Origin of the sequence: Streptomyces sp. NPDC059454, assembly GCF_042749965.1 — a bacterium.
Taxonomy (GTDB): domain Bacteria; phylum Actinomycetota; class Actinomycetes; order Streptomycetales; family Streptomycetaceae; genus Streptomyces.
In genome coordinates this window covers 25,107-51,976 of record NZ_JBHYVC010000029.1, presented here as the reverse complement: position 1 = coordinate 51,976, position 26,870 = coordinate 25,107, and the positions used below count along the sequence as shown (strand labels likewise).

At 68.3% G+C, this 26,870-nt stretch carries 22 protein-coding genes; 9 read left to right on the top strand and 13 right to left on the bottom strand.

The genetic code is table 11. From position 1 onward, the window contains the following. Nucleotides 1–14: 14 nt before the first annotated feature. The 7 genes from gyrA to dnaA form a co-directional block, all read right to left on the bottom strand. Entirely contained in the window at nt 15–2,609 is a 2,595-nt protein-coding gene (gyrA, locus tag ACFXAE_RS20840) for a DNA gyrase subunit A (RefSeq protein ID WP_384716764.1), read from the bottom strand. Nucleotides 2,610–2,651: 42 nt separating this feature from the next. Further along, entirely contained in the window at nt 2,652–4,712 is a 2,061-nt protein-coding gene (gene gyrB / locus ACFXAE_RS20835) for a DNA topoisomerase (ATP-hydrolyzing) subunit B (protein ID WP_384716761.1), read from the bottom strand. Nucleotides 4,713–5,144: 432 nt separating this feature from the next. Then, nucleotides 5,145–5,687, bottom strand: coding sequence for a DUF721 domain-containing protein (locus ACFXAE_RS20830; protein ID WP_384716758.1), 543 nt, complete (start codon nt 5,685–5,687; stop codon nt 5,145–5,147). Beyond that, the gene (gene recF / locus ACFXAE_RS20825) at nt 5,684–6,805 is read right to left on the bottom strand and encodes a DNA replication/repair protein RecF (RefSeq protein WP_384716755.1); all 1,122 of its coding nucleotides are present in this window, start codon (nt 6,803–6,805) and stop codon (nt 5,684–5,686) included. Before recF ends, ACFXAE_RS20830 begins: the two co-directional genes overlap by 4 nt. A 73-nt stretch (nt 6,806–6,878) precedes the next feature. Next, complete coding sequence (gene gnd, locus ACFXAE_RS20820; protein WP_384716752.1) at nt 6,879–7,754, bottom strand: phosphogluconate dehydrogenase (NAD(+)-dependent, decarboxylating); 876 nt, start codon at nt 7,752–7,754, stop codon at nt 6,879–6,881. Nucleotides 7,755–7,896: 142 nt separating this feature from the next. Further along, complete coding sequence (gene dnaN, locus ACFXAE_RS20815) at nt 7,897–9,027, bottom strand: DNA polymerase III subunit beta (protein ID WP_360401169.1); 1,131 nt, start codon at nt 9,025–9,027, stop codon at nt 7,897–7,899. A gap of 890 nt (nt 9,028–9,917) precedes the next feature. Then, nucleotides 9,918–11,912, bottom strand: a complete 1,995-nt coding sequence (gene dnaA, locus ACFXAE_RS20810) for a chromosomal replication initiator protein DnaA (protein ID WP_384716748.1) — start codon at nt 11,910–11,912, stop codon at nt 9,918–9,920. Nucleotides 11,913–12,303: 391 nt separating this feature from the next. On the opposite strand from dnaA, the gene rpmH reads away from it, so the two are divergent. From rpmH to ACFXAE_RS20765, 9 genes are all read left to right on the top strand, one after another. After that, on the top strand, nt 12,304–12,441 hold the full coding sequence (rpmH, locus tag ACFXAE_RS20805) for a 50S ribosomal protein L34 (RefSeq protein ID WP_003949374.1): 138 nt from the start codon (nt 12,304–12,306) through the stop codon (nt 12,439–12,441). Nucleotides 12,442–12,462: 21 nt separating this feature from the next. Further along, nucleotides 12,463–12,834: a ribonuclease P protein component gene (gene rnpA / locus ACFXAE_RS20800; protein WP_384716745.1), complete on the top strand. Its 372-nt coding sequence runs from the start codon at nt 12,463–12,465 to the stop codon at nt 12,832–12,834. Continuing rightward, nucleotides 12,831–13,205 carry a membrane protein insertion efficiency factor YidD gene (gene yidD / locus ACFXAE_RS20795; protein WP_384716742.1) on the top strand — a complete coding sequence of 125 codons (375 nt, stop codon included), beginning with the start codon at nt 12,831–12,833 and terminating at the stop codon, nt 13,203–13,205. The genes rnpA and yidD overlap by 4 nt, the downstream gene beginning before the upstream one ends. Before the next feature lie 3 nt (nt 13,206–13,208). Next, complete coding sequence (gene yidC, locus ACFXAE_RS20790) at nt 13,209–14,471, top strand: membrane protein insertase YidC (protein ID WP_384716739.1); 1,263 nt, start codon at nt 13,209–13,211, stop codon at nt 14,469–14,471. A gap of 15 nt (nt 14,472–14,486) precedes the next feature. Continuing rightward, nucleotides 14,487–14,999: a protein jag gene (locus ACFXAE_RS20785; protein ID WP_384716736.1), complete on the top strand. Its 513-nt coding sequence runs from the start codon at nt 14,487–14,489 to the stop codon at nt 14,997–14,999. A gap of 122 nt (nt 15,000–15,121) precedes the next feature. After that, nucleotides 15,122–15,838, top strand: a complete 717-nt coding sequence (gene rsmG, locus ACFXAE_RS20780) for a 16S rRNA (guanine(527)-N(7))-methyltransferase RsmG (RefSeq protein WP_384716733.1) — start codon at nt 15,122–15,124, stop codon at nt 15,836–15,838. A gap of 395 nt (nt 15,839–16,233) precedes the next feature. Beyond that, entirely contained in the window at nt 16,234–17,310 is a 1,077-nt protein-coding gene (locus tag ACFXAE_RS20775) for a ParA family protein (RefSeq protein ID WP_384716846.1), read from the top strand. Beyond that, entirely contained in the window at nt 17,307–18,383 is a 1,077-nt protein-coding gene (locus ACFXAE_RS20770; protein WP_384716730.1) for a ParB/RepB/Spo0J family partition protein, read from the top strand. The genes ACFXAE_RS20775 and ACFXAE_RS20770 overlap by 4 nt, the downstream gene beginning before the upstream one ends. Before the next feature lie 328 nt (nt 18,384–18,711). Then, the gene (locus tag ACFXAE_RS20765; RefSeq protein ID WP_384716727.1) at nt 18,712–19,329 is read left to right on the top strand and encodes a GNAT family N-acetyltransferase; all 618 of its coding nucleotides are present in this window, start codon (nt 18,712–18,714) and stop codon (nt 19,327–19,329) included. Between the two features lie 87 nt (nt 19,330–19,416). Here the strand turns inward: ACFXAE_RS20765 and trxA are convergent, their stop codons facing one another. From trxA to murJ, 6 genes are all read right to left on the bottom strand, one after another. Beyond that, the gene (gene trxA, locus ACFXAE_RS20760; protein WP_361750505.1) at nt 19,417–19,755 is read right to left on the bottom strand and encodes a thioredoxin; all 339 of its coding nucleotides are present in this window, start codon (nt 19,753–19,755) and stop codon (nt 19,417–19,419) included. Between the two features lie 41 nt (nt 19,756–19,796). Continuing rightward, nucleotides 19,797–20,765 carry a thioredoxin-disulfide reductase gene (gene trxB, locus ACFXAE_RS20755; protein ID WP_384716724.1) on the bottom strand — a complete coding sequence of 323 codons (969 nt, stop codon included), beginning with the start codon at nt 20,763–20,765 and terminating at the stop codon, nt 19,797–19,799. Nucleotides 20,766–20,997: 232 nt separating this feature from the next. After that, on the bottom strand, nt 20,998–21,915 hold the full coding sequence (locus tag ACFXAE_RS20750; RefSeq protein ID WP_384716721.1) for an anti-sigma factor family protein: 918 nt from the start codon (nt 21,913–21,915) through the stop codon (nt 20,998–21,000). Continuing rightward, a complete protein-coding gene (gene sigM / locus ACFXAE_RS20745) occupies nt 21,912–22,637 on the bottom strand; it encodes an RNA polymerase sigma factor SigM (RefSeq protein WP_384716718.1) in 726 nt (241 codons plus the stop codon). Before sigM ends, ACFXAE_RS20750 begins: the two co-directional genes overlap by 4 nt. A gap of 32 nt (nt 22,638–22,669) precedes the next feature. Beyond that, the gene (locus tag ACFXAE_RS20740; RefSeq protein WP_384716715.1) at nt 22,670–24,382 is read right to left on the bottom strand and encodes a protein kinase family protein; all 1,713 of its coding nucleotides are present in this window, start codon (nt 24,380–24,382) and stop codon (nt 22,670–22,672) included. A 141-nt stretch (nt 24,383–24,523) separates the two neighbouring features. Beyond that, nucleotides 24,524–26,845: a murein biosynthesis integral membrane protein MurJ gene (murJ, locus tag ACFXAE_RS20735; protein WP_384716712.1), complete on the bottom strand. Its 2,322-nt coding sequence runs from the start codon at nt 26,843–26,845 to the stop codon at nt 24,524–24,526. Between the last annotated feature and the right edge of the window lie 25 nt (nt 26,846–26,870).

Below are 26,870 nucleotides of genomic sequence, written 5' to 3'. Positions count from 1 at the left end.
TCTCACTCCTCGTGTTACTCGGACGAGGGCGCCTCACCCTCGTCCGTACCGGTGGTCGCGTCCCCGTCGGTGGTCTCGTCCACGGCCACGTCGCCGTCGACTTCCTCCGCCTCGCGTCCAGCCTCGGCGTTACGGGCGATGCCGACCACGGCATCGCGCTTGCCCAGATTGATCAGTTGGACGCCCATGGTGTCACGGCCGGTTTCCCTGATCTCGTTGACTCGCGTACGAATCACCCCACCCGACAGCGTGATGGCGAGGATCTCGTCGGTCTCCTCGACCACCAGCGCGCCGACGAGGGTGCCGCGGTCCTCGACAATCTTGGCAGCCTTGATGCCGAGGCCGCCGCGACCCTGGACGCGGTACTCGTCGACAGCGGTCCGCTTCGCGTACCCGCCGTCTGTGGCAGTGAACACGAACGTACCGGGTCGAACAACATTCATCGAGAGCAGCTCGTCCCCCTCGCGGAAACTCATGCCCTTGACGCCCGAGGTCGCACGCCCCATGGGACGGAGTGTGTCGTCGGTCGCCGTGAACCTGATCGACTGCGCCTTCTTGCTGATCAGCAGCAGATCGTCGTCGGCCGAGACGAGTTCGGCACCGATCAGTTCGTCGTCGGAACCGTCCTCCTGCTCCCGCAGGTTGATCGCGATCACGCCGCCCGCGCGCGGGGAGTCGTAGTCCTTCAGCGACGTCTTCTTCACCAGGCCCGCCTTGGTGGCCAGGACCAGGTAGGGCACCGCCTCGTAGTCGCGGATCGCCCGGATCTGGGCGATCGTCTCGTCCGGCTGGAAGGCCAGCAGGTTCGCCACGTGCTGCCCGCGCGCGTCCCGGCCGGCGTCGGGCAGCTCGTAGGCCTTCACCCGGTAGACCCGGCCCTTGTTGGTGAAGAACAGCAGCCAGTGGTGGGTGGTGGACACGAAGAAGTGGTTGACGATGTCGTCTTCCTTGAGCTTCGCGCCGCGCACCCCCTTGCCGCCGCGCTTCTGGGCCCGGTAGTCGTCGGTCTTGGTGCGCTTGATGTAGCCGCCGCGCGTGACCGTGACGACGATGTCCTCTTCGGCGATCAGGTCCTCGATGGACATGTCGCCCTCGTAGGGGATCAGCTTCGTCTTGCGGTCGTCGCCGTACTTCTCGACGATCGCGGCCAGCTCCTGGCTGACGATGCCGCGCTGGCGGACCGGCGAGCCGAGGATCTCGTTGTACTCGTTGATCTTCGCCTGGAGTTCGTCGTGCTCCTGCACGATCTTCTGGCGCTCCAGGGCGGCCAGTCGGCGCAGCTGCATCTCGAGGATGGCGTTGGCCTGGATGTCGTCGATCCGCAGGAGGTCCATCAGGCCCCCGCGCGCGATCTCCGCGGTGTCACTGCGCCGGATCAGCGCGATGACCTCGTCGATGGCGTCCAGGGCCTTCAGCAGGCCGCGCAGGATGTGCGCCCGCTCCTCGGCCTTGCGCAGCCGGAAACGCGTGCGGCGGACGATGACCTCGATCTGGTGGTTCACCCAGTGCCGGATGAACGCGTCCAGGGAGAGCGTGCGCGGCACGCCGTCGACCAGCGCCAGCATGTTGGCGCCGAAGTTCGACTGCAGGTCGGTGTGCTTGTAGAGGTTGTTCAGGACGACCTTGGCGACCGCGTCCCGCTTCAGCACGATGACCAGGCGCTGACCGGTCCGGGACGACGTCTCGTCGCGGACGTCCGCGATGCCGCCGATCTTGCCGTCCTTCACCAGGTCGGCGATCTTCTGCGCGAGGTTGTCGGGGTTGGTCTGGTACGGCAGCTCCGTGACCACCAGGCACTGGCGGTTCTGGATCTCCTCCACCTCGACCACCGCGCGCATGGTGATCGAGCCGCGGCCCGTGCGGTACGCCTCCTCGATGCCCTTGCGGCCGACCACGAGGGCGCCGGTCGGGAAGTCGGGGCCCTTGATGCGCTCGATGAGCGCGTCCAGCAGCTCCTCGTGCGAGGACTCGAAGTTCTCCAGGTACCACTGGGCGCCGGCCGCGACCTCGCGCAGGTTGTGCGGCGGGATGTTGGTCGCCATGCCGACCGCGATGCCGGCCGAGCCGTTGATCAGCAGGTTCGGGAAGCGGGCCGGCAGGACGGTCGGCTCCTGGGAGCGGCCGTCGTAGTTGTCCGTGAAGTCGACGGTCTCCTCGTCGATGTCGCGGACCATCTCCATCGACAGCGGCGCCATCTTGCACTCGGTGTACCGCATGGCCGCGGCCGGGTCGTTGCCCGGGGAGCCGAAGTTGCCGTTGGAGTCGACGAGCGGCATGCGCATCGACCAGGGCTGGGCGAGGCGGACCAGCGCGTCGTAGATGGAGGAGTCGCCGTGCGGGTGGTAGTTGCCCATGACGTCGCCGACGACGCGGGCGCACTTGTAGAAGCCGCGCTCGGGGCGGTAACCGCCGTCGTACATGGCGTACAGCACGCGGCGGTGCACGGGCTTGAGGCCGTCACGGACGTCCGGCAGCGCACGCGAGACGATGACGGACATCGCGTAGTCGAGGTAGGAGCGCTGCATCTCCGTCTCGAGCCCGACGGGCTCGACACGCATGGCCAGGGCGTCACCCTCGGGCATCGTCACAGGAGTGTTCTCGTCGGTCATTGCTGGTGAAGGTCCTTCCTGGTGCGGTCAGCTGAGACCGACTCAGATGTCGAGGAAGCGGACGTCCTTGGCGTTGCGCTGGATGAACGCGCGGCGGGCTTCGACGTCCTCGCCCATGAGGACCGAGAACAGGTCGTCGGCCTGGGCGGCGTCGTCCAGGGTGACCTGGCCGAGGACCCGGTGCTCCTGGTCCATCGTGGTGACGCGCAGCTCCTCGGCGTTCATCTCACCGAGACCCTTGAAGCGCTGGACGGAGTCCTCGCGGATGCGCTTGCCGGCGTTGCGGCCCATCTCGATCAGCGCGTCGCGCTCGCGGTCGGAGTACGCGTACTCGAAGTCGTCCCGGCCCCACTTGATCTTGTAGAGCGGCGGACGGGACAGGTACACGTGTCCGGCCTCGACCAGCGGCCGCATGAAGCGGAACAGGAAGGTCAGCAGCAGGGTGTTGATGTGCTGGCCGTCGACGTCGGCGTCCGCCATCAGGATGATCTTGTGATAGCGGAGCTTCTCGATGTCGAAGTCCTCGTGCACACCCGTGCCGAACGCGGAGATCATCGCCTGGATCTCCTGGTTCTGCAGGATCCGGTCGATGCGTGCCTTCTCGACGTTGAGGATCTTGCCGCGGATCGGGAGGATCGCCTGGTACTGCGGGTTCCGGCCGGACTTGGCCGAACCGCCGGCGGAGTCACCCTCGACGATGAAGATCTCGCACTTGGTGGGGTCGTTCGACTGGCAGTCGGACAACTTGCCCGGCAGCGATGCCGACTCCAGCAGGCCCTTGCGGCGGGTCAGGTCACGCGCCTTGCGGGCCGCCACGCGCGCGGTGGCCGCCGCGATGCCCTTGCGGATGATGTCCGCGGCCTCGACCGGGTTGCGGTCCAGCCAGTCGTTGAGGTGCTCGTAGACGACCTTCTGGACGAAGGTCTTCACCTCGGTGTTGCCCAGCTTGGTCTTGGTCTGGCCCTCGAACTGGGGCTCGCTCAGCTTGACCGAGATGATCGCGGTCAGACCCTCGCGGATGTCGTCACCCGTGAGGTTGTCGTCCTTCTCGCGCAGCAGCCTCTTGTCCCGCGCGTACTTGTTGATCAGCGAGGTGAGCGCCGCGCGGAAGCCCTCTTCGTGCGTGCCGCCCTCGTGCGTGTGGATGATGTTGGCGAAGGAGTACACGCCCTCGCTGTAGCCGCCGTTCCACTGCATCGCGAGTTCGAGGGACAGGCTCCTGTCCCTGTCCTCCGCCTCGAGGTCGATCACGGTGGGGTGCACCACTTCCCCCTTGCGGGAGTTGAGGTACTTCACGAAGTCGACGATGCCACCCTCGTAGTGGTACGAGACGCTCTTGACCTCGTACTTCTCGTCCTCGCCCGCCTCGTCCGCCCCGGCCGTGGCCTTCGCCGACTCGCGCTCGTCGGTGAGGTTGATGCGCAGACCCTTGTTGAGGAACGCCATCTCCTGGAAGCGCCGCGACAGCGTCTCGAAGGAGTAGTCGGTGGTCTCGAAGATGTCCGGGTCGGCCCAGAAGGTGACCGAGGTGCCGTGCTCCTCCGTGGCCTCGTGCTGGGCGAGCGGGGCCGTCGGGACGCCCAACTTGTAGTCCTGCGTCCAGCGGTGGCCGTCGGTCTTGATCTCGACGGACACCTTGGTCGACAGGGCGTTCACGACGGAGACGCCCACGCCGTGCAGACCGCCGGAGACCGCGTAGCCGCCGCCACCGAACTTTCCGCCCGCGTGCAGGACCGTCAGCACGACCTCGACGGCCGGCTTGCCCTCGGAGGGGACGATGCCGACCGGGATGCCACGTCCGTTGTCGACGACCCGCACGCCGCCGTCAGCGAGGATGGTGACGTCGATGGTGTCCGCGTGACCGGCCAGCGCCTCGTCGACGGAGTTGTCGACGACCTCCTGCACCAAGTGGTGCAGTCCTCGCTCACCGGTGGAACCGATGTACATACCGGGTCGCTTGCGGACCGCGTCCAGACCCTCGAGGACGGTGATGGCACTGGCGTCGTACGAGGCGGTGACCTCGCTGCCCGAGGTGCTCGCCGCGCTGTTCACGCCGGTGTCGGTGGACGGGATGTTCTCGTTGGGGTTGCCGGAATCGGCCACGAAGCGCCCTTTCTGGCACAGCACGAGCCGGGCTCGTCGGCAGGTTGCCGGAGCGGCTGCGGCATGTTGCGTTGGTAAGCCTTGATCAGCGTTGCTCAGCTTTTCCCGGGCGGTCCCCACGTGCGGGGCGGGATTGTCTTCCATTCTACCGGTAGCACTGACATCGATGGGGGTTTGCTGGCACCTGAGTCCGCATGTGCCGCCCTCAACCGGTCTCGCCCGACTCCCGATATACGGATGGGGGCTCCAAGAGCCCCACGAGGGCACTCAGCGCTTCGAGCCGTCAACCCTTGGCTACTTAGGAGTCAGGTGGCGATTCGCCACCGTGTGCGGTGCCGCGACGAAACGGGCACCGACGGCGGGACGGCACCGTTGAGAGCTCTTTTGTGATGTCCATCACGTGTGGCTGAAGAGCCCGAAACGGGCTCCCGGTCACCCGTACGTGTCCCCAGGACCCGTGCTTCCCGGAGCGCGCAGGGGCCCGAAGCGACGGGCGGGACCGCCGGGGCCGACGACCTTGATCAGCCGCACCGTGCCGTGCCCGAGGTCCTCGTTCAGACGCGCGACCAGAGTCGGCGCGAGCAGCCGCAGATTCGTCGCCCACGCCGTGGAGTCGCAGCGCACGACCAGCACCCGCTCGTCCTCTTCGTACCGCTCCGGCTCACAGTGCTTGGCCACGTCCTCACCGACGATCTCCGGCCAGCGCCCCATCACCCCGCCCACCGCGGCCGGGGCCTCCCAGCCGCGCTCGGTGAGCAGCCGGTTGATCGCCGGGCCGAGCGCCATCGGATCACGCCGGTCGGCGCGCGCCCCGGAGCGCAGACCGCCGCGCCGCGCCTGCTTGCGCTGCTGCGCCGCGTCCCCACGCGCGCGTGCCGCCTCCCTGGCCGCGCGCAACGCCACGCGCGCGAGATCGACACCGGACGGCTCGAGGGCCTCCCCCGCACCGCTTCCGGGCGTGTCCTGTTCGCTCATACGCGCTCCACCGTCCCCTCGGTCACGGCGAACCGCGCACCCGCCAGCACATGGGGCACGTCGTCGTCGACCGCCGCGGTCACCAGGACCTGCTCGCCGGGCGCCACCAGCTCGGCCAGACGCTCGCGGCGCCGCGCGTCCAGCTCGGCGAAGACGTCGTCGAGCACCAGCACCGGCTCGTTGCCCTCCGCCCGCAGCAGGTCGTAGGAGGCCAGACGCAACGCCAGCGCGTACGACCAGGACTCGCCATGGGAGGCATAACCCTTGGCGGGCAGCTGCCCCAGCTTGAGCAGCAGATCGTCACGGTGCGGACCGACCAGGGTGACACCCCGCTCGATCTCCGGCTTGCGCGCCTGAGCGAGGGCGGCCATCAGCTGCTCGAACAGATCCTCGCGCGTATGCGCCTCGCCGGGCGCGGACGGCCTGTACTCCAGGGCGATCGGTCCGCCGCCGGGCGCGAGCTGCTCGTACGCCTTGTCCGCCAGCGGCTGGAGCGTGGCTATCAGGTCCAGCCGCTGCGCCAGCAGCTCGGCGCCCGCACGCGCGAGGTGCTGGTCCCACACCTCGAGCGTGGACAGGTCCAGGGTGCGGCCGCCGTGCCGGCGCGCCAGCGCGGCCGACTTCAGCAGGGTGTTGCGCTGCTTGAGCACCCGGTCGTAGTCGGAGCGGACACCGGCCATGCGCGGGGAGCGCGCGGTGATCAGCTCGTCCAGGAACCGGCGCCGCTCACCCGGGTCGCCCTTGACCAGGGCCAGGTCCTCGGGCGCGAACAGCACCGTACGGACGATCCCCAGCACGTCCCGGGGCCTGACCTGCGAGGACCTGTTGATACGGGCACGGTTGGCGCGGCCCGGGTTCAGCTCCAGCTCGACCAGTTGCTGCCGCTCGCCCTGACGCACCTGGGCCCGGATGATCGCGCGGTCGGCACCCATCCGGACCAGCGGGGCGTCGGAGGAGACCCGGTGGCTGCCGAGGGTGGCAAGGTAACCGACCGCCTCGACCAGGTTCGTCTTGCCCTGCCCGTTGGGCCCGACGAAGGCCGTCACCCCCGGATCGAGCGGGACCTCGACCCGGGGATAGGACCGGAAGTCGGCCAGTGACAGATGCGTGACGTGCATGGTCGTTCCGCCGACCTCCCCAGGCGTTGCGGACCGCCGCGCGGTCCTGTGGATACGGGACGTGCCCTGTGGGCTACTTCTTCTCGACCGCGTGGCCGCCGAACTGGTTCCGCAGCGCCGCGATCATCTTCATCTGCGGCGAGTCCTCCTGGCGCGAGGCGAACCGCGCGAACAGCGAGGCGGTGATCGCCGGCAGCGGGACCGCGTTGTCGATGGCGGCCTCCACGGTCCAGCGTCCCTCACCGGAGTCCTGTGCAAAACCCCGGAGCCCGTCCAGGTGCTCGTCCTCGTCCAAGGCGTTCACCGCGAGGTCGAGCAGCCAGGAACGGATGACGGTGCCCTCCTGCCAGGAGCGGAACACCTCACGGACGTCGGTCACCGAGTCGACCTTCTCCAGGAGCTCCCAGCCCTCGGCGTAGGCCTGCATCATCGCGTACTCGATGCCGTTGTGGACCATCTTCGCGAAGTGGCCCGCGCCGACCTTGCCCGCGTGCACCGAACCGAAGTCCCCCTCCGGCTTGAGGGCGTCGAACACCGGCTGCACCTTGGCGACATTCTCCTTGTCGCCGCCGTACATCAGCGCGTAGCCGTTCTCCAGGCCCCAGACGCCGCCCGAGACGCCGCAGTCGACGAAGCCTATGCCCTTGGCCGCCAGCTCCCCGGCGTGCTTCTCGTCGTCCGTCCAGCGGGAGTTGCCGCCGTCCACGACGACGTCACCCGGCTCGAGCAGCTCGGCGAGCTCGTCGATCGTGGACTGGGTCGGCTCGCCCGCCGGAACCATCACCCACACCACACGGGGGCCGCTGAGCTTGTCCACAAGCTCCCGCAGGCTGTGGACATCGGCGAGGTCCGGGTTGCGGTCGTATCCGAAGACGGTGTGACCCGCGCGGCGAATCCGCTCGCGCATGTTGCCACCCATCTTGCCGAGGCCGACGAGACCGAGCTCCATCAGTTGTGATCCTTAGGTATGCGACGTGGCGTGACGGCACGTACGTGCCGACGTCCGAGCCTAAACCCGGACGCCCACGCACATCTGTGGGCATACGCGCTCATACGCAGCCCTTACCTGCGGCTTCGCTCGGGACGGACGCTCAGCCGCTGAGCCGCACCGGCATGATCAGGTACTTGTAGGCCTCGTCCGCCTCCGCGTCCACCGCAGGACGGCCGCTGAGCAGCGCCGGCTTGGTGGACGTCGTGAAGGACAGCTGGGCCACCGGGGAGTCGATGGCACTCAGACCGTCCAGCAGGAACGTCGGGTTGAAGGCGATCGAGATGTCGTCGCCCTCCAGCTGGGCGTCGACCCTTTCCACAGCCTGTGCGTCATCGCTGGAGCCGGCCTCCAGGATGAGCACACCCTGCTCGAAGCTCAGCCGCACCGGGGTGTTGCGCTCGGCGACCAGGGCCACGCGCTTGACGGCCTCCACGAAGGGGGCGGTCTCGATCACGGCGACGCTGTTGAACTCGGTCGGGAACAGCGTGCGGTACTTCGGGAGGTCGCCCTCCAGCAGGCGCGTGGTGGTACGGCGGCCTGCGCCCTCGAAGCCGATCAGGCCCTCACCCGCGCCCGAGCCGGACAGCGCCAGGATCACCTGGTCACCGCTGGTCAGTGCCTTGGCGGTGTCCTGGAGCGTCTTGGCGGGCACCAGGGCGACCGCGGAGACCTCCGGGTTCTCCGGCTTCCACAGGAACTCGCGGACCGCGAAGCGGTAACGGTCGGTGGAGGCCAGCGTGACGGTGTCGCCCTCGATCTCGATGCGCACACCGGTGAGGACGGGCAGCGTGTCGTCCCGGCCGGCCGCGATGGCGACCTGCTGCACGGCGGAGGCGAAGACCTCGCCGGGGACCGTGCCCGTCGCGTTCGGCATCTGGGGCAGGGCCGGGTACTCCTCCACAGGCAGTGTGTGGAGTGTGAACCGCGAGGAGCCGCACACCACCGTCGCCCGTACACCGTCTGTGGAAATCTCCACCGGCCGGTTGGGGAGGGCGCGGGAGATGTCGGCCAGCAGACGGCCCGAGACGAGGACCGTGCCCTCCTCCTCGACCTCCGCCTCCACCGACACCCGCGCGGAGACCTCGTAGTCGAAGCTGGACAGGCTCAGCTGGCCGTTCTCGGCCTTCAGGAGCAGGCCGGCGAGGACAGGGGCCGGCGGACGGGCCGGGAGGCTGCGCGCCGCCCAGGCCACTGCCTCCGCGAGTACGTCGCGTTCCACCCGGATCTTCACTGTTGCCGCCTCCTGCTGTTGCCGGCGCTTCTCGCCCTGCCTGGCTTCGTCGTCTGACTCGGTGTCCTCGGCCCCTGGGAAGGGAAGGACACCGGGGACCAGTCTGACGCACCGCACTGACAGTAGGTGCCCCTCGGGGTCAAGTCGTGACGAGTGGCAGTCGGGGCCGAGACAGCGAGTTGTGCACAGGACCCCCTTCGAAACGGATTCCTTGCTCTCTCTAGTTGGGAGTAGTAGTAGGGCCTGTGGATACCGTGGATAACCTTGTTTTCGCAGGTCAGGCTGAGGATTTTATCCACGGGGCCTGTGGGTGGAGGCCGTGGACAACTGGGCTTCTCTGTGGAGAACGGAAAGTTCTGCACATCCCGTGCACAGGGAGGGGCTAGTTCTCCCCAGCTCCGTCCCCAGGTTTGCGGCTCTTTCCCACAGGCCCCTGCGGCAGTCCGATGTGACGCCTTTCACTCGCCCCGGTGAAAAGGCGCGTCACGTTGCCGAACAGTGGACAGTCATGTGGAGAACCGGGCAATCACTGGGGACAACCGCCTCCAGCCTGTGGGTTGCCCGTGGACAACTCGATGCCCCGGATACGGGCCTCCGAGTTGTCCACAGCCTGTGGAGATCGTTCATCCACGTATCCACATCCCGTTGACCTGGCCCGATGGCCCCTCGACAGGTTGCCCTGTGGACAAGATCGGGACAACTTCCCGGTCCCCAGGATGTGGACGGGAAAAAGTCGCTGAATCTGTGGAGGAAGGCCGTAACCCGGCTTCGGAATCGAACAGTGCCGGAGGGTTCCGCGAGGAGGCGAGGCGCTCCGGGACACGAGGAAGGGCGCCCCCGGATCGCTCCGGGGGCGCCCTCGTCGAAGTCGGCCGGCCTGTGCGGGCCGTTCAGCCGGCCTTGATGCGGTTGGTGAGCTCGGTGACCTGGTTGTAGATGGAGCGCCGCTCGGCCATCAGATTGCGGATCTTCCGGTCGGCGTGCATCACCGTGGTGTGGTCGCGGCCGCCGAACAGCGCGCCGATCTTCGGCAGTGACAGGTCCGTCAGCTCACGGCACAGGTACATGGCGATCTGGCGGGCCGTCACCAGTTGCCGGCCCCGGGAGCTGCCGCACAGGTCCTCGACCGTGAGGCCGAAGTAGTCGGCCGTGGCGCTCATGATGGCCGTCGAGGTGATCTCCGGCGTCGAGTCGTCACCGCCGGGCATCAGGTCCTTGAGGACGATCTCCGTCAGGCCCAGGTCCACCGGTTGCCGGTTGAGCGAGGCGAACGCCGTCACCCGGATCAGCGCGCCCTCCAGCTCGCGGATGTTCCGTGAGATCCGGGAGGCGATGAACTCCAGCACCTCCGGCGGGGCGTTGAGCTGCTCCTGCACCGCCTTCTTGCGCAGGATCGCGATGCGCGTCTCCAGCTCCGGCGGCTGGACGTCGGTGATCAGGCCCCACTCGAAACGGTTCCGCAGCCGGTCCTCCAGCGTGACCAGCTGCTTGGGCGGCCGGTCGCTGGAGAGCACGATCTGCTTGTTGGCGTTGTGGAGCGTGTTGAAGGTGTGGAAGAACTCCTCCTGTGTCGACTCCTTGTCCGCCAGGAACTGGATGTCGTCGACGAGCAGGATGTCCATCTCGCGGTACCGCTTGCGGAAGCTGTCGCCCTTGCCGTCGCGGATGGAGTTGATGAACTCGTTGGTGAACTCCTCCGAGCTCACGTACCGCACGCGCGTGCCGGGGTACAGGCTCCGCGCGTAGTGTCCGATCGCGTGCAGCAGGTGGGTCTTGCCGAGCCCGGACTCGCCGTAGATGAAGAGCGGGTTGTAGGCCTTCGCCGGTGCCTCGGCGACGGCGACCGCGGCCGCGTGCGCGAAGCGGTTGGACGCGCCGATGACGAACGTGTCGAAGAGGTACTTCGGGTTCAGTCGTGCGGTCGGCTCACCGGGGCCGGACGCCGGGGCCGGCTGTGCCGCCAGCGGGCCGGGCGCGCCGGTGGTGGGCAGGTTGGGGCCCACGGGGCCGCCGCGGTGGACGTGTCCGGAGCCGGAGGGGGGTTCGGGCCGTTCGCGGCGCATGGCGTCGCGCTGGTCGTAGTCGCCGCGTGACGTGTTGTATTCGGAGCGCTGCTGGTCGTAGGACGGCCGGTCCACGGGCTGCGGACGGTAGTCCTGCACGGACGGGCCGCCGCCGTAGCCGTCCTGTGAGCCGTAGGTGTCCTGCGGGGGAGTGGCGTACGGGTCCCGCTCCGGAAAGCCGAGGCGCTGCTGTTGCCAGCCGTATTCCTCCTGCGCCGGCCGCGGCCAGGCCCCGGGCTCCGGACGCTGGTATTCCGAGGGGTAGGCGGGGCGGGCGGTGGGCAGCTGGTCACCGGAGGGGCCCTGCTGCTGGTCGGTGCGGCGGCGGCCGTATCCCTCGTAGCCGTCGTATCCCTCGTACGGTTCGCGCTCCTGCCGCTCCTGCCGCTCCTGCCGCTCCTGCCGCTCCTGCCGCTCCTGCCGCTCCTGCCGCTCCTGCCGGTCGGGCCGCTCGAGGTGGTCGGGGCGGTCCTGGCGGACGGCTGGGAGCTCGGACTCCTCGTAGCGCGGCTGGGGGCGGGGCGCCGGTGGGGGTGAGGGTTCGCCGGCGGTGTCGTCGACGGTGATCGCGATGCGGATCGGGCGTCCGCACTCGCGGCTCAGGCTCTCGCTGACGACGGGGGCGAGGCGGCCCTCGAGTACGCCCTTCGCGAATTCGTTGGGTACGGCGAGCAGCGCGGTGTCGGCGACGAGTGCCAGCGGCTGGCAGCGCCGGATCCAGTGCTCGTCCTTGACCTCGACTCCTTGTCCGCGGCCCTCCCCGAGGAGTTGCTCCAGTACGCGTGGCCACACTGCGGCAAGATCGGCAGGTACGTCAGCCACAGGGCACGCTCTCTCACAGGTCCTTCGATCGTGTGATGGGAAGGACGGGTCGGGATGTCAATCGGGGGGTGAGGGGTCAAGGGAAGGAATCGTCAAGGGAACGAATCGGAGTCCAGCCAAGGTAGTCAGCGCGACCGGTACGGTTCAAGTTGTTGTCCCCAGGCTGTGGACAAGTGTCTCTCAGTCATCGCCGGTTTGACCGAATGGCGCAGCCGCGCGTACCGTGACCAGGTCGAGTTGTCGATGGCTGCTGCCGCCTGCCTCCGATGGGCACAGATCACGCAAGGTGATCGGTCAGCGGTGCACTCGGGCGTAACGCGAGCTACTCGTGGGCGCACGGTGACAGCCAGGACGGCACCCCGCAAACACCGAGTCTTTCTGGAGCCCCCGAGTGAGCAAGCGCACCTTCCAGCCGAACAACCGTCGTCGCGCCAAGACCCACGGCTTCCGGCTGCGTATGCGTACCCGTGCCGGCCGCGCGATTCTCGCGTCCCGCCGTGGCAAGGGTCGCGCCCGTCTGTCCGCCTGATCCCGGTCAGGTCATGCCGTCGTGCTGCCCACCGAGAACCGGCTGAGGCGGCGCGAGGACTTCGCGACCGCGGTACGACGAGGGCGCCGGGCAGGAAGCCGGCATCTCGTCGTCCACCTTCGTAGCGATACCACGGACCCGCATGCGCCTGGGGAGAGCGCTCCCCCGTCGCGTGCGGGTTTCGTCGTGAGCAAGGCCGTGGGCGGTGCGGTGGTGCGCAACAAGGTGAAGCGCAGGCTTCGCCATTTGATGCGCGAGCGAGTCGACCGGCTGCCCCCCGGTAGCCTGGTAGTCGTACGAGCGCTGCCCGGTGCGGGTGACGCCGACCATGTACAACTGGCCCGAGACCTGGATGCCGCCCTGCGGCGGCTGCTGGGAGGGGGCGCGCGATGAAGTACCCGCTGCTGGCTCTGATCAAGATCTATCAGTGGACGATCAGTCCGCTGCTGGGGCCGGTGTGCAAGTACTACCCGTCGTGTTCCCACTACGGCTACACGGCCATCGACCGGCACGGTGCCATCAAGGGCACAGCGCTCACGGCCTGGCGCATCCTCCGGTGCAATCCGTGGTCGCTGGGTGGTGTGGACCATGTCCCTCCGCGCAAGCGTCCGCGGTGGCACGAAATGCTGCGTGACGCCTGGCGTGCACGTAGGGGCGGGACCTCCGCCGCCGAACCGGCCACCGAGGGACGGACCTCTTCCGCAGGTCCGACGGGTCCTTCGAGCCCGGCCGCAGAGACTCCGTCCCATGCCCAAGGAGCATGATTAGTGGACACGATTGCCAGCCTCTTCAGCTTCATCACGACACCTGTCTCTTGGGTCATCGTCCAGTTCCACAGCGTGTACGGCGCCATTTTCGGCCCTGACACCGGGTGGGCCTGGGGCCTGTCGATCGTGTCCCTGGTGATTCTGATCCGGATCTGCCTGATCCCGCTCTTCGTGAAGCAGATCAAGGCGACGCGCGCGATGCAGACGCTCCAGCCGGAGATGAAGAAGATCCAGGAGCGCTACAAGAACGACCGGCAGCGCCAGTCCGAAGAGATGATGAAGCTGTACAAGGAGACGGGCACCAACCCGCTCTCCTCGTGCCTTCCCATCCTGGCGCAGTCGCCGTTCTTCTTCGCCCTGTACCACGTGCTCAACAGCATCGCGTCGAACGACACCGTCGGTGTGATCAACGACCGTCTGCTGGAGAGCGCGCAGAAGGCCCACATCTTCGGTGCTCCGCTCGCGGCGAAGTTCACGGACAGCTCGGACAAGGTCGAGGCGCTCAACTCCTCGCTGATCGATGTCCGTGTCGTCACGGCCATCATGATCATCCTGATGTCGCTGTCGCAGTTCTACACGCAGCGCCAGCTGATGACGAAGAACGTCGACACCTCGGTGAAGACGCCGTTCATGCAGCAGCAGAAGATGCTGATGTACGTCTTCCCCATCATCTTCGCCGTCTTCGGCATCAACTTCCCGGTCGGTGTCCTCGTCTACTGGCTGACCACCAACGTGTGGACCATGGGCCAGCAGATGTATGTCATCCACAACAACCCCACTCCGGGTTCCAAGGCGCAGGCCGCGTACCTGGAGCGCCTCTCCAAGAGCGTCTCCAAGCACGGCAAGACCCGCGGCCGCGGTGAGCGCGCCATCGTCAAGGCCATCGTCGCCAAGGGCCGGGACCGCAACGAGTACGAGCGCAAGTTCGTCAACGGCCTGAACAAGGCGGGTCTCGCCGCCCAGGCCGATGGCACGGTGATCAAGAGCGAGAGCACGGCCGCGGCCCAGGCCGAGGACGTCGCCTCCGGGGCCGCCGCCAAGCGGCAGCAGCCCAAGCGGCAGAGCAAGTCCCAGCGCCAGTCCGGCACGGCCAAGGCGGCCGGTGAGACCACCTCGCTGACCAAGTCCGACGAGCCCGAGGACGCCGAGCCCGCCGCTCCTGCCAAGAAGGACAACGCCAAGCCCGCGGGGAGCACCCGCAGCAAGGCCCAGTCCGGGCAGCGCAAGGGTCCGCAGCGGCCCAAGTCCCCGTCCAAGAAGTAAGAAGGAGTCCATCCCGTGACGGAAGGCACCACCTCCGCCGCTGCCGAGGGTGCAGACACCCTGTCCCGCCTGGAGCAGGAGGGCGAGATCGCGGCGGACTATCTGGAGGGTCTGCTCGACATCGCCGACCTCGACGGCGACATCGACATGGACGTCGAGGCCGACCGCGCCTCCGTCTCGATCATCAGCGACACGGGCAGCCGTGATCTGCAGAAGCTGGTGGGTCGTGACGGTGAGGTGCTGGAGGCGCTCCAGGAGCTCACGCGCCTGGCCGTGCACCGGGAGACCGGGGACCGCAGCCGTCTCATGCTCGACATCGCCGACTACCGGGCCAAGAAGCGGACCGAGCTGTCCGAGCTGGGCGCCAAGGCCGCGGCCGAGGCCAAGAGCAGTGGCACGGCCGTGAAGATGGACCCGATGACGCCGTTCGAGCGCAAGGTCGTGCACGACGCGGTCAAGGCGGCCGGCCTGCGCAGCGAGTCCGAGGGCGAGGAGCCTCAGCGCTTCGTCGTCGTGCTTCCCGCCTGATCGGCCTTACGTTCCACCGGCCCCGTCTGTTGCGCAGACGGGGCCGAACTTTGTCAGCCTGATAGTTCTGTGGTTCTGGTGTCGGCGCCCGGTGCCGGCACGGTACGGAAGGACGGTCCCCCGTGACGGAGGCAGCGGAGCTTCCCCCCGCGCCCGAGCAGGCACGCGAGGTGTTCGGCGATCGCTTCGAGGACGCGGTCCGGTACGCGGAGCTGCTCGCCGAGGCGGGCGTGCAGCGCGGCTTGATCGGGCCGCGTGAGGTGCCCCGCCTGTGGGAGCGGCATCTGCTGAACTGTGCGGTGCTCTCGGAGGTCGTGCCCGAGGGCGTGACGGTGTGCGATGTGGGCTCGGGTGCCGGCCTGCCGGGCATTCCCCTGGCGCTGGTCCGGGAGGACATCAAGATCACTCTGCTGGAGCCACTGCTCCGGCGTACCAACTTTCTGACCGAGGTCGTCGAGCTGCTCGGACTGGACCACGTGACGGTCGTGCGTGGCCGGGCCGAGGAGGTCATGGGGAAGCTGCCTCCGGTGCACGTGGTGACCGCTCGCGCCGTGGCTCCGCTCGACCGTCTGGCCACATGGGGCATTCCTCTGCTGCGTCCCTATGGCGAGATGCTGGCGCTCAAGGGCGACACCGCGGAGGAGGAGCTGAAGAGCGCGGCGACGGCGCTGAGCAAGCTCGGCGCCGTGGAGACGTCCATCGTGCATGTGGGCGAGGGCGTCGTGGATCCGATGTCCACGGTGGTGCGGGTCGAGGTCGGGGAGAGCCCGGGCGGTGTGCGGTTCGCAGCGAAACGTGCGAAGGCTGCGCGTACGGGGCGGACCCGGCGCCGGCGCTGAAAGCGGACGAGGCTGAGCCGCCGGTGGCCGGTCCATCGAGATGGGGCCCGATGGAGTTGTAACCCTATGGAGGTGTGACTCGATGGGGGTGTGGTCCGTCCTGGGAGTCGGACGTACTCCACACAAGCTGCCGAACCCGCGCGTGCCGGAGTGTCGCGGCGGTGCCGCCTCGGCCGCTGTGCATCGTGTTTCACGTGAAACGTCGCTCACTGCTGCACGGCATCATCGGTCGGGGCCGCGCTGCGGCCGAACCCCGTGACCGAAAGCCTCTCGGTTCGCTCGGAGAGGCTCCTGTTCCCGACGAGACACCGGCCTCCTCAAGGGGTATGGAGTTGTCCACAGAGGTGGATTTCTCCACAGAACGCCAGGGCTCACTGGTTCACGACCCCGAAGGCATGGGAGGCTCTGTTCATAGCGAGCCTGAAGTCGAGGAGAGTGAATCCTTGCGGTCCGACGCCAACATCGCGGGACCGATGACCGATCCGGTCCCCGGTCCCCGTACCGAATCGACGGGAGCGGATGTTTCACGTGAAACACCGCCTCCGATGGACGACACTCCCATCGGTCGTGCTGCCCAACTGGCGGTGGAGGCTCTGGGGCGAGCCGGCGAGGGCCTGCCACGGCCCGAGCAGACCCGCGTCATCGTGGTCGCCAACCAGAAAGGCGGTGTCGGCAAGACGACGACCACCGTCAACCTTGCCGCGTCGCTCGCTCTGCACGGCAGCCGTGTCCTGGTGATCGACCTCGACCCCCAGGGAAATGCGTCCACAGCCCTGGGCATCGACCATCATGCGGAAGTTCCCTCCGTCTATGACGTCTTGGTGGAGGGCAAGCCGCTCGCGGAGGTCGTCCAGCCGGTCCCCGATGTCGAAGGGCTCTTCTGCGCACCCGCCACGATCGATCTCGCCGGTGCGGAGATCGAGCTGGTGTCGCTGGTGGCGCGGGAAAGCCGGCTGCAGCGGGCGATCCAGGCGTACGAGCAGCCGCTGGACTACATCCTCATCGACTGCCCGCCCTCGCTCGGCCTGCTGACGGTCAACGCGATGGTGGCCGGTCAGGAGGTCCTGATCCCGATCCAGTGCGAGTACTACGCGCTGGAGGGGCTGGGGCAGCTGCTGCGCAATGTCGACTTGGTGCGGGGGCACCTCAACCCCGCCCTGCACGTGTCGACGATCCTGCTCACCATGTACGACGGCCGGACGCGCCTCGCGTCGCAGGTCGCGGACGAGGTGCGCACCCACTTCGGTGACGAGGTACTGCGGACGAGTATTCCCCGCTCCGTCCGTATCTCGGAGGCGCCGAGTTATGGGCAGACGGTGCTGACTTACGATCCTGGATCAAGCGGTGCCCTCTCCTACTTCGAGGCGGCACGAGAAATTGCGTTGAGGGGTGTCGGCGTCAGCTATGACGCATCGCAGGCCCACCTCGGCGTACAGCAGAATGACCCGAGCATGGTGGAGGGCGTCCAGTGAGCGAGCGACGGAGAGGGCTGGGCCGTGGTCTCGGCGCACTGATCCCTGCTCCCCCGACAGAGAAGGCGGTGACACCGCCCGCGGTGGGCAGCGCGGCTTCCCCGTCTCCTTCGGTGGTGCCGATGTTGCCGAACGAGCGTGGAGCCACGCTGCCGACTGTTTCACGTGAAACGGAAGAGGCTTCGGTTCACGGTGCCGCGGCCGTGCCGCCCATGGGCGCGTACTTCGCCGAGATCCCTCTCGATGCCATCACACCGAACCCCCGGCAGCCGCGTGATGTCTTCGACGAGGATGCGCTGTCCGAGCTCATCACCTCCATCAAGGAGGTCGGTCTTCTCCAGCCGGTCGTCGTACGGCAGGTGGGTCCTGGGCGCTATGAGCTCATCATGGGTGAGCGGCGGTGGCGGGCCTGCCGTGAGGCGGGACTCGAGGTGATCCCCGCGGTCGTGCGGGCGACGGAGGACGAGAAGCTCCTCCTGGACGCGCTGCTGGAGAACCTGCACCGCGCCCAGCTGAATCCGCTGGAAGAGGCCGCCGCCTACGACCAGTTGCTGAAGGACTTCAACTGCACGCAGGACCAGCTGGCGGATCGCATCGGCCGCTCCCGGCCGCAGGTGTCCAATACGCTGCGTCTGCTGAAGCTGCCGCCGACCGTTCAGCGCCGGTTGGCCGCAGGTGTGCTGTCCGCCGGACACGCACGCGCGCTGCTGTCCGTCGAGGATGCCGAGGAGCAGGACCGGCTGGCCCACCGGATCGTGGCCGAAGGACTCTCGGTGCGGGCGGTCGAGGAGATCGTGACCCTGATGGGTTCACATCCCCAGAAGGCTCAGCGGTCCAAGGGACCGCGCGCCGGAGCTCTTGTCTCCCCGGCACTGACGGATCTGGCGACGCGTCTCTCGGATCGCTTCGAGACGCGGGTGAAGGTCGACCTGGGGCAGAAGAAAGGCAAGATCACCGTCGAGTTCGCCTCCATGGAGGACCTCGAGCGCATTCTCGGCACCCTCGCTCCGGGTGAGGGACCCGTTCTGCAGAAGAGCCTGGTGGACGACGACTCGGTGGAGAGCGAGTCCTGACCCCTCGGTGGTTTCGGCCGGGCGGCCGACTGGGTGACCAGGGGTGGACCGTGTTCCGGTGTGTACCGGAACACGGTCCACCCTTTGCTTTTTGGCGGTATCGATGGAATCGCTTCATGGATACGATGCGTTCGGACAGGGCGCATCCACCCGGCAGTACCTCTGAGAGCAAGGCAGGGGCCATGCGAATGACGAGCCGCACCGGTCTGGTGAGCGCGGGGCTGGGGGTGGGTGCCGTCAGCGGCTTCATCGGCAGCCTGCTCAGGGAACGGAGCGCTCTGACAGCCGCCCGCGAGGCAGCGGGCGAAGGAAGCGAGGAACAGCCTTCATGGGCCGTCGGCTCGTACCGCTCACGCTGGACAACCTTCCGGATCTCCCCCAGCGCTGCCGCTCATGCGTCTTCTGGGAACTCGACCCCGTCAGTGGCGAGGCAGCGGTAAAGGCGGGCACGTCCGCGGTCGAGAAGGAGTCGTGGATCTCGGCCGTCCTCCTGGACTGGGGATCCTGCGGAAGGGTCGTCTACGTCGATGACGTCCCCGTGGGCTTCGTCCTCTACGCTCCACCCGCCTATGTGCCACGCTCCGCGGTTTTCCCCACCAGCCCCGTGTCACCCGATGCGGTGCAGCTGATGACCGCGTTCATCATGCCGGGGTATCAGGGGCAAGGACTGGGCCGGGTGATGGTGCAGACGGTGGCCAAGGATTTGCTGCGCCGGGGCTTCAAAGCGATCGAGGCGTTTGGCGACGCCCGCTGGAAGGAACCGGCCTGTGTCCTGCCCGCCGACCATCTGCTGGCCGTGGGTTTCAAGACGGTCCGACAGCACCCCACCCATCCCCGGCTGCGGCTGGAGCTGAGGACGACGCTCTCCTGGAAGGAAGACGTCGAGATGGCGCTGGACCGGCTGCTCGGGGCTGTGCAGAAGGAGCCGGCGCTGCGCCCCCTTTGACGCTCCTCATGCGAATGGGCCAGCCCTTCGGGGCTGGCCCATTCGTGTTTCACGTGAAACATGCGCCGCCGGTGAGGCGGTCGGTCATCACTTGGCGACGGTGATGAACTCCTCGAGGTCGCGGACGATCGCGGCCTTCGGCTTGGCGCCGACGATGGTCTTGGCGACCTCGCCACCCTGGTAGACGTTCAGGGTCGGGATGGACATGACGCCGTACTTGGCGGCCGTGGCCGGGTTCTCGTCGATGTTCAGCTTGACGATCTCGATCTTGTCCCCGTACTCGGAGGCGATCGCCTCGAGGGACGGAGCGATCTGACGGCACGGACCGCACCAGGCGGCCCAGAAGTCCACCAGGACGGGCTTGTCGCTCTTGAGGACGTCCTGCTCGAAAGAGTCGTCGGTCACGTTCTTCAGGGTGCCGGCCACAGCGGGCTCCTTAACTGGTCGGTGCGTGGGGCGGGTGGGGGTCAGACAGCGGTCTTCTCGGGCTCGGCCTTCTCCTCGTCCGCGAGAGCGGCGAGGAAGCGCTCGGCGTCGAGGGCGGCGGAACAGCCTGTACCGGCCGCGGTGATCGCCTGGCGGTAGGTGTGGTCGACCACGTCACCGGCGCCGAAGACGCCGGTGAGGTTCGTACGTGTCGAGGGCGCCTCGACCTTCAGGTAGCCCTCCTCGTCCAGCTCCAGCTGGCCCTTGAAGAGCTCGGTGCGCGGATCATGGCCGATCGCGATGAACAGGCCGGTCACCGCCAGGTCGGAGAGCTCGCCGGTCTTGACGTTGCGCAGCTTCAGGCCCGAGAGCTTCTGGTCGCCCTGGACCTCGGCGACCTCGCTGTCCCAGACGAACGAGATCTTCGGGTCGGCGAAGGCACGCTCCTGCATCGCCTTGGAGGCACGCAGAGTGTCACGGCGGTGGACGATCGTCACGGACTTGGCGAAGCGGGAGAGGAAGGTGGCCTCCTCCATCGCGGTGTCGCCACCGCCGATCACGGCGATGTCCTGGTCCTTGAAGAAGAACCCGTCACAGGTGGCACACCACGAGACACCGCGGCCGGAGAGGGCGTCCTCGTTGGGCAGGCCGAGCTTGCGGTGCTGCGAGCCGGTGGTGACGATGACGGCCTTCGCCTTGTGGACCGTGCCGGCGGTGTCCGTGACGGTTTTGATCTCACCGGTCAGATCGACGGCGACCACGTCGTCAGGGATGAGCTCGGCACCGAAGCGCTCCGCCTGGGCCCGCATGTTGTCCATCAGCTCGGGTCCCATGATGCCGTCCTGGAAGCCGGGAAAGTTCTCGACCTCGGTGGTGTTCATCAGCGCGCCGCCGGCGGTGACGGCGCCCTCGAACACCAAGGGCTTCAGCGACGCACGGGCGGTGTAGAGCGCCGCCGTGTAGCCGGCGGGCCCTGATCCGATGATGATCACGTTACGGACGTCGCTCACGGCTGGATTCCTCGTCTCTGGTCTGCGGCTGTCGACCGGGGGGAGCTTCTTTCGGAACTCTCACCCCACCCAACGGATCCTAAGGGGCGCGCATTCCCGTCGTGCCCGGGCACACGGGCAAGGCCCGATGCCGGCAGGGAGAAGCGCACACCGTACGGGATACCACGCGGGAGGGAGACGAAGCGTCGGTCGTCAGGTGTGGGCCGGGTGTCAGGAGCGCGTGCGTCGGTCGTCAGGAACGCGTGTAGGAGTGCTTCAGCAGAACCTTCGCCGTGGCGGCCGCGGACGGATTGTCCACGCAGGTCGCCTCGACGATGTACGCGGTCACACGGGTGTCGTCCGAGGCGTCGGGAAGAACGACGAGCAGAGCGTCCTTCCCCTTGTAGGTGCCCTTCTCGGTGGCGAGTGCGGCGTCGTTGCGACCGATGCCGTCACTGACGCACTTCGGTACCGCGGGCTTCTTGAGGACCCTGGGACTGACGGTGTCGGACTCCGACTGCGACCCGAAGGTGCGTGCGGTGTCGGAGCCCTTCATCTCCCCCTGGCTCTGTGCGAGGAGATCGGTGACCTGCTTCTCCAGCTTCCCCTCGGAGAAGGTGTCCGAAGCGGACGTCCGGGGACCCTCGTCCTGACCGGTGTCTCCGTTCATGGAGGACAGCACCGCCGACCCGAGTCCCAGAGCGGCGACCGTGAACACGGTCCCCAGGACGGCGACTCGGCGGCGCCCACCGTGCGGACGGCCCTTGCGGCCCGGTCCGGTCGTGGTGGAACGGGGACGCCCGGCAGGCCGGTCCTGGGACACCAATGTTTCACGTGAAACATGCGCGGACTCGTCGTCGGAGGGGGAGGGAGAAGTGTCGGCGGGTTCTTCGACAGCCTCGGGTTCCGGCGTCATGGCGTGCAGCAGGGCTTCTGCGGCCAGTGCGGCGTCGATGCGGCCCGCCACTTCTGCGGGCATGCGGGGCGGGCCCGGCGCCGTGCCGAGCAGGTCCCGGATCTCCTCGAGCGAGGCATGGACGTCCGCGCAGAGCGCGCACTCGTCCAGATGCCGGCGTACGTCGGCGCTCCGGGCGGACGGAAGGAGCCCTTCGGTCAGGTCGGAGATCTCCGCGACGTCCGGGTGCTCCGTCATGTCTGTCGTCGACGTCACGCTCGCCCACCTCCGCCCTTCACTGCAGCCGGGTCGTTCGATCCTGGGTCCGGCGGATCCGCTTGCCGCGGGTCCGCTGCGGGTGGGACGGGCGTCCCCTGCGTCCGGTTCCGTCCCTCGCCCTGTCTCCTGCTCCCACCGGGGCTGTCCGGCCGTAGATGGGCGAGCAGGGGCAGGAGTCTGGCTCTGCCCCGTGCACAGCGGCTCTTCACCGTGCCGGTGGGCACATCGAGGATGCGGGCGGCTTCGGCGACCGGATAGCCCTGCATGTCCACGAGGACGAGCGCGGCTCGCTGATCGGGCGGGAGGGTGCCCATGGCTTCGATGAGCTGACGGTGCAGATCGTTGCGCTCCGCGGGCGCGGAGGCGGACTCGTGGGGTTCGAGCAACTGCTCCAGACGCTCCGTGTCGTCGACCGGAGCGGTCTTGCGGGAGGCCGCCTTGCGGGCGCGGTCCAGGCAGGCGTTCACCGTGATCCGGTGCAGCCATGTCGTGACGGCCGAGTGGCCGCGGAAGGTGTGGGCGGCCCGGTAGGCGGAGACGAGGGCGTCCTGGACGGCGTCAGCGGCCTCCTCGCGGTCGCCGAGCGTCCGGAGGGCCACGGCCCACAGCCGGTCGCGGTGCCGGCGTACGAGCTCCCCGAAGGCGTCGGGGTCGCCCTCCACATGGCGGGCGAGGAGGTCCTGATCACTGACGTTGCCGTAGGTGCTGTCGTCTGCCATCGGACCCCCTCCCCCTCCGGCTTCGTGGGCTCTCAGCCCTTGAACGTCACTTCGGTGACGGCCTGCTTATAGCCTGCGCCGCTGTAACCGTCGGAGGGAGCGTTCGGCACAGCGGTGATCCACACCAGGACGTACTGGGTCTTGAGCGGCTTGGCGGCCTCGACCGTGAGTGACGCACCACTGGTGGTCGCGGTTCCGATCTCCTTCATTCCCTCGATCCCTGTCGAGGGCGACAACGAGTCGGTGGCGTAGAGGTGCACGGTCGTGTGATCACCGGCGTACCGGAGGCCCATCGACGCGGTCGACAGCTTCTGAGGTGAACCGAGGTCGTAGACGATGCCGACGCCGGGCTTGTACGGCGCGAGTGTCGGGCCGGCGTTGTACTTCTTCGTGCGCCAGTAGGTGGAGTTGTCGCCGTCGTAGGTCTTGGCCACATCCTCCGGTGCCTGCGCTTCCCCCGTGACGACATACTCCTGGGAGCCCTGGACGCTGATGGGCTTGGTCGGCTTGGGCCTGTCGTCGTTCTTGTCGTCGCCGTCCGTCGTCTGGGTCTTGTTCGTGTCGTCCGCCTTGCCGTCCTGCTCCAGGAGCGCGTCCGCGAGCTGCCAGCTGCCCAGGCCCAGCGCGGCGATCAGCAGGGCCGAGACGGCCCACTTCAGCGCCTTGCCCGTGCGGCTCTGCAGCGGGGGAGACGGCACCGGCTGGGTGACGCCGGGGTGCGGTGCCGGCCGGCCGTAGGTGCCCTGCTGGTAAGTCGTGCGCTGGTACTCCGGCGGAGTGGTGAACGCGGGCTCCGGCGGGCGGATGCGGGGCATCTCGCCGATCGCCTTCACCAGTTCCTCGGGCGTGGTGCACGCCGCCTCGTGGCGCGAGGCCGTGGCGCCGTCGTTGGCGAGCGCCCGCATGGCCAGTTCGGACAGCCCGCGGTGGACACCTGCGCGCACCTGGTCGGGCGGGATCAGCCCGATGTCCTTCGGCAGTCCGGACATGCCGTGGGCGTCGCTCTCGTACGGCCAGCGCTGGGTGAGCGCCGCGTAGAGCAGGGCGCCGATGGACTCGGTGTCGGTGCGCTGCGGGGTTTCGGAGCTGATGCCGCGCAGCGCCGCGTTCACCGCGAGGCCGCGGATGCGCCACTGGCCGGTCGAGGTGCGCAGGACCGCGTTGGGGTTCAGCCGCAGATGGGCGAGGCCCTCACGATGGGCCGCGGCCATGGCGGCGGAGATCTGACTGACCATCTGGTAGGCGTCGTACACCTCCAGCGGGCCGGCCGCCAGGAGCGTCGTCAGTTCGGTGGCGTCGGGGAGCCACTCGTGCACGACGTAGACGACGTCGTCCTCCTCGACGGCGTCCAGGACCTGGACGAAGCGCGGGTCGCCCAGCAGGGCGGAGGACCGGGCCGCGGCCAGGACGGACCGGGCGCGCGCGTGATCCGCGGGCAAGATGTGCACACCGACGGCGCGGCGGAGCTTCTCGTCCACGGCACGCCAACTGCTGAACCCGTCCAGACGGGTGACGCACTCTTCGAGGCGGTAGCGCCTGGCGAGCTTGTGACCGCTGTGCAGTTCGGGTGGCGAGGTCATCGCGGAACCGTCGGTCCCGCTGCTCTCCTGTGCCTCGTCGTTGTCCGTGTCCCGCTCCCGGTTCTGGGCCACCCCGTCGGCCGTGGACTGGTCCGCCTGTGCGGTCAGCGGCTGCTCGCCGCTGTTGTCTGCCACGTCGACGGCAGCTGTGCTCCGTTCGGCCACCGTCGTTCCCTGCCTCCCCATCCCATGCGCGTCGGCCGGCGTCCGTCGCGCGCCGTTCGACGCCGAGACCAATTGTGCCCACAGTCCGCCGCTATGCACGACACACAGTGGCTGACGATGGTTGTGCGCCTACCCCCTGGCTCAGCGTCCAAGGCGTCCGCGCACCATACCGACCAGCGAGTTGACTTCCTCGATCCGCATCCGTCGGGCGGCCACGAAGAAGACTCCGAACAGTACGGCCCCACCGGCCAGCAGCGCCGCGAACGAGCCCAGGACGCCCTGGCCGAGCGTCTGCACGATCCCGTAACAGGCCGCGCCGCTGAGCAGCGCGGCGGGAACGGAGGCGATGCACAGCCGTGCGTAGGTCCGCAGCACCCGGGCGCCGTCCAGGTCCCCGCCCAGCCGCTTGCGCAGCCGGCGCCAGGCGACGCCGACACCGATCACGTAGGCCAGGCCGTACGAGGCGGCCATGCCGACCACGGCCCAGCGGGCCGGGAGCACGAAGTAGCAGATGCCCGAGGCGATCGCGTTGCCCGCGGCCACGATGACCGTGTTGTAGAAGGGGGTTCGGGTGTCCTCGTACGCGTAGAAGGCCCGCAGGACGACGTACTGCACGGAGTAGGGGATCAGGCCGAGGCCGAAGGCCATCAGCATGTAGCCCATGTTGGTGGCCGCGCCGGTACCTGAGGAGCCGAACATCAGCGTGCACATCGGAATGCCGAGTGAGACGAAACCGAAGGAGACCGGCACGATGGCGACGGCCGTGGTGCGAAGGCCCTGGGAGATGTCGTCGCGGACGGCGCCTCCGTCGTCTTCGGCGGCCGAGCGGGAGATGCGCGGCAGCAGGGCGGCCATCAGGGAGACGGTGATGATGGCCTGGGGCAGACCCCAGATCAACTGGGCGTTGGCGTATGCGGCGAAGCCGGTGCCCTTCACATCGGAATCCAGGCCCGCGGCAGTGGACAGCTGAGTCACCACCAGAGCGCCTGCCTGGTTGGCGAGGACGAACAGGATGGTCCACTTGGCCAGCATGGCCGCCTTGCCCAGTCCGTGCCCCTTCCAGTCGAAGCGCGGGCGGACGCGGAACCCGGTCTCGCGGAGATAAGGGATCATCGCCAGGGCCTGGACGACCAGACCGAGCAGGACGCCGATGCCGAGGAGCCGCTGACCCTCCGGAGGGATGTTCGCGACCTCCATCTGAGAGTCCGCGGCGGTGCCGTAGACCCAGATGAAGACGCCGAGCGTAACGATGATGACGATGTTGTTCAGGACCGGGGTCCACATCATCGCGCCGAAACGGCCGCGGGAGTTCAGGATCTGACCCATCACCACGTGAATGCCCATGAAGAAGATCGAGGGCAGGAAGTAGCGGGTGAAGGTGACGGCGACGTCGTTGGCCTCGGGGTTGCCGGCGACCGGGTTCGACAGGGCGCGTACCAGGAGCGGGGCGGCCAGCCACGCGAGGGCGGTGAGCGCCGCCAGGGCCACCATGACGAGCGTCAGCAGACGGTTCGCGTACGCCTCGCCCCCGTCCTCGTCCTCTTTCATCGCCCGCACGAGCTGCGGTACGAAGACGGAGTTGAGGCCACCGCCGACGGTCAGGATGTAGATCATGGTCGGCAGCTGGTAGGCGACCTGGAACGAGTCACCGAGCAGACCGAGGCCCAGGGCCGAAACGATCAGCGCGGACCGGACGAACCCGGTCAGGCGGGAAACCATCGTGCCCGCCGCCATCACGGCGCTCGACTTCAGCAGTCCCCCCGCCCGGCCGGCCTTCTTCGGGGCGGGGGCGGGAGCCGGTTCAGGTACGGGAGCCTCTGCGGTGGGAGGCGGTGTGGCGCCCGCGTAGTGGCCGGGTGCCGGGGACGACGGGCCCGGCACCGGTGTGGAGCCGTAGGGCTGCTGGCCGCTCACCGGCGGATGGGCCGGGTGTCCACCGACGTGCTGCTGGGGGTACCCGCCACCCTGCTGGTCAGGGAAGGCCCCGCTCTGCTGCTGATCGCGGAACAGATGGGCGAAGGCATCCGGCTCGTGGCGCTGGTCCCCGGCCTGGCCGACCAGGTCGTCCACACCCACGAACTGTGTGGTGCGCGGATCGTCACCGTACGGCAGATACTGCGTCGGTCCGTCCGGCTCCGGTGCGGGGGTCTGGGCCCACACCCGCGGGTCGGGAGCGTACGGAGACTGGGGCGGCTGCCCGTACAGCGGCTGCTGAGGGGGGTAGGCGCCGGGAGGGGGCGGCGGGTGCGCGGCGCGGTCGTAGAGCGCCTCGGCGACCGGGTCCTGGGCGGTGAGGTCCTGCGCCCGGTAGGGATCCTGGTCGTAGGCGTCCTGGAGGTACGGGTCGGCGGGCGGCTGCGGCACCTGGCCGTGCCCGGGCGGCGGACCCTGCGGGGGGTCCGACTCGGGATGGCCCGAGTTGCCCGCGGCATGGCCGCGGTCACCGTCGTACGGCGCGTTCATGGTTACCCCACCTCATCGTCCCGGG

Excerpts from the sequence above, each read along its gene's own strand:
- ACFXAE_RS20830 (WP_384716758.1), bottom strand. The coding sequence starts at position 5,687 with ATGAGCGAACAGGACACGCCCGGAAGCGGTGCGGGGGAGGCCCTCGAG.
- recF (WP_384716755.1), bottom strand. The coding sequence starts at position 6,805 with ATGCACGTCACGCATCTGTCACTGGCCGACTTCCGGTCCTATCCCCGG.
- gnd (WP_384716752.1), bottom strand. The coding sequence starts at position 7,754 with ATGGAGCTCGGTCTCGTCGGCCTCGGCAAGATGGGTGGCAACATGCGC.
- yidD (WP_384716742.1), top strand. The coding sequence starts at position 12,831 with ATGAAGTACCCGCTGCTGGCTCTGATCAAGATCTATCAGTGGACGATC.
- ACFXAE_RS20765 (WP_384716727.1), top strand. The coding sequence starts at position 18,712 with ATGGGCCGTCGGCTCGTACCGCTCACGCTGGACAACCTTCCGGATCTC.
- sigM (WP_384716718.1), bottom strand. The coding sequence starts at position 22,637 with ATGGCAGACGACAGCACCTACGGCAACGTCAGTGATCAGGACCTCCTC.
- ACFXAE_RS20775 (WP_384716846.1), top strand. The coding sequence starts at position 16,234 with ATGGGAGGCTCTGTTCATAGCGAGCCTGAAGTCGAGGAGAGTGAATCC.
- gyrA (WP_384716764.1), bottom strand. The coding sequence starts at position 2,609 with ATGACCGACGAGAACACTCCTGTGACGATGCCCGAGGGTGACGCCCTG.
- murJ (WP_384716712.1), bottom strand. The coding sequence starts at position 26,845 with ATGAACGCGCCGTACGACGGTGACCGCGGCCATGCCGCGGGCAACTCG.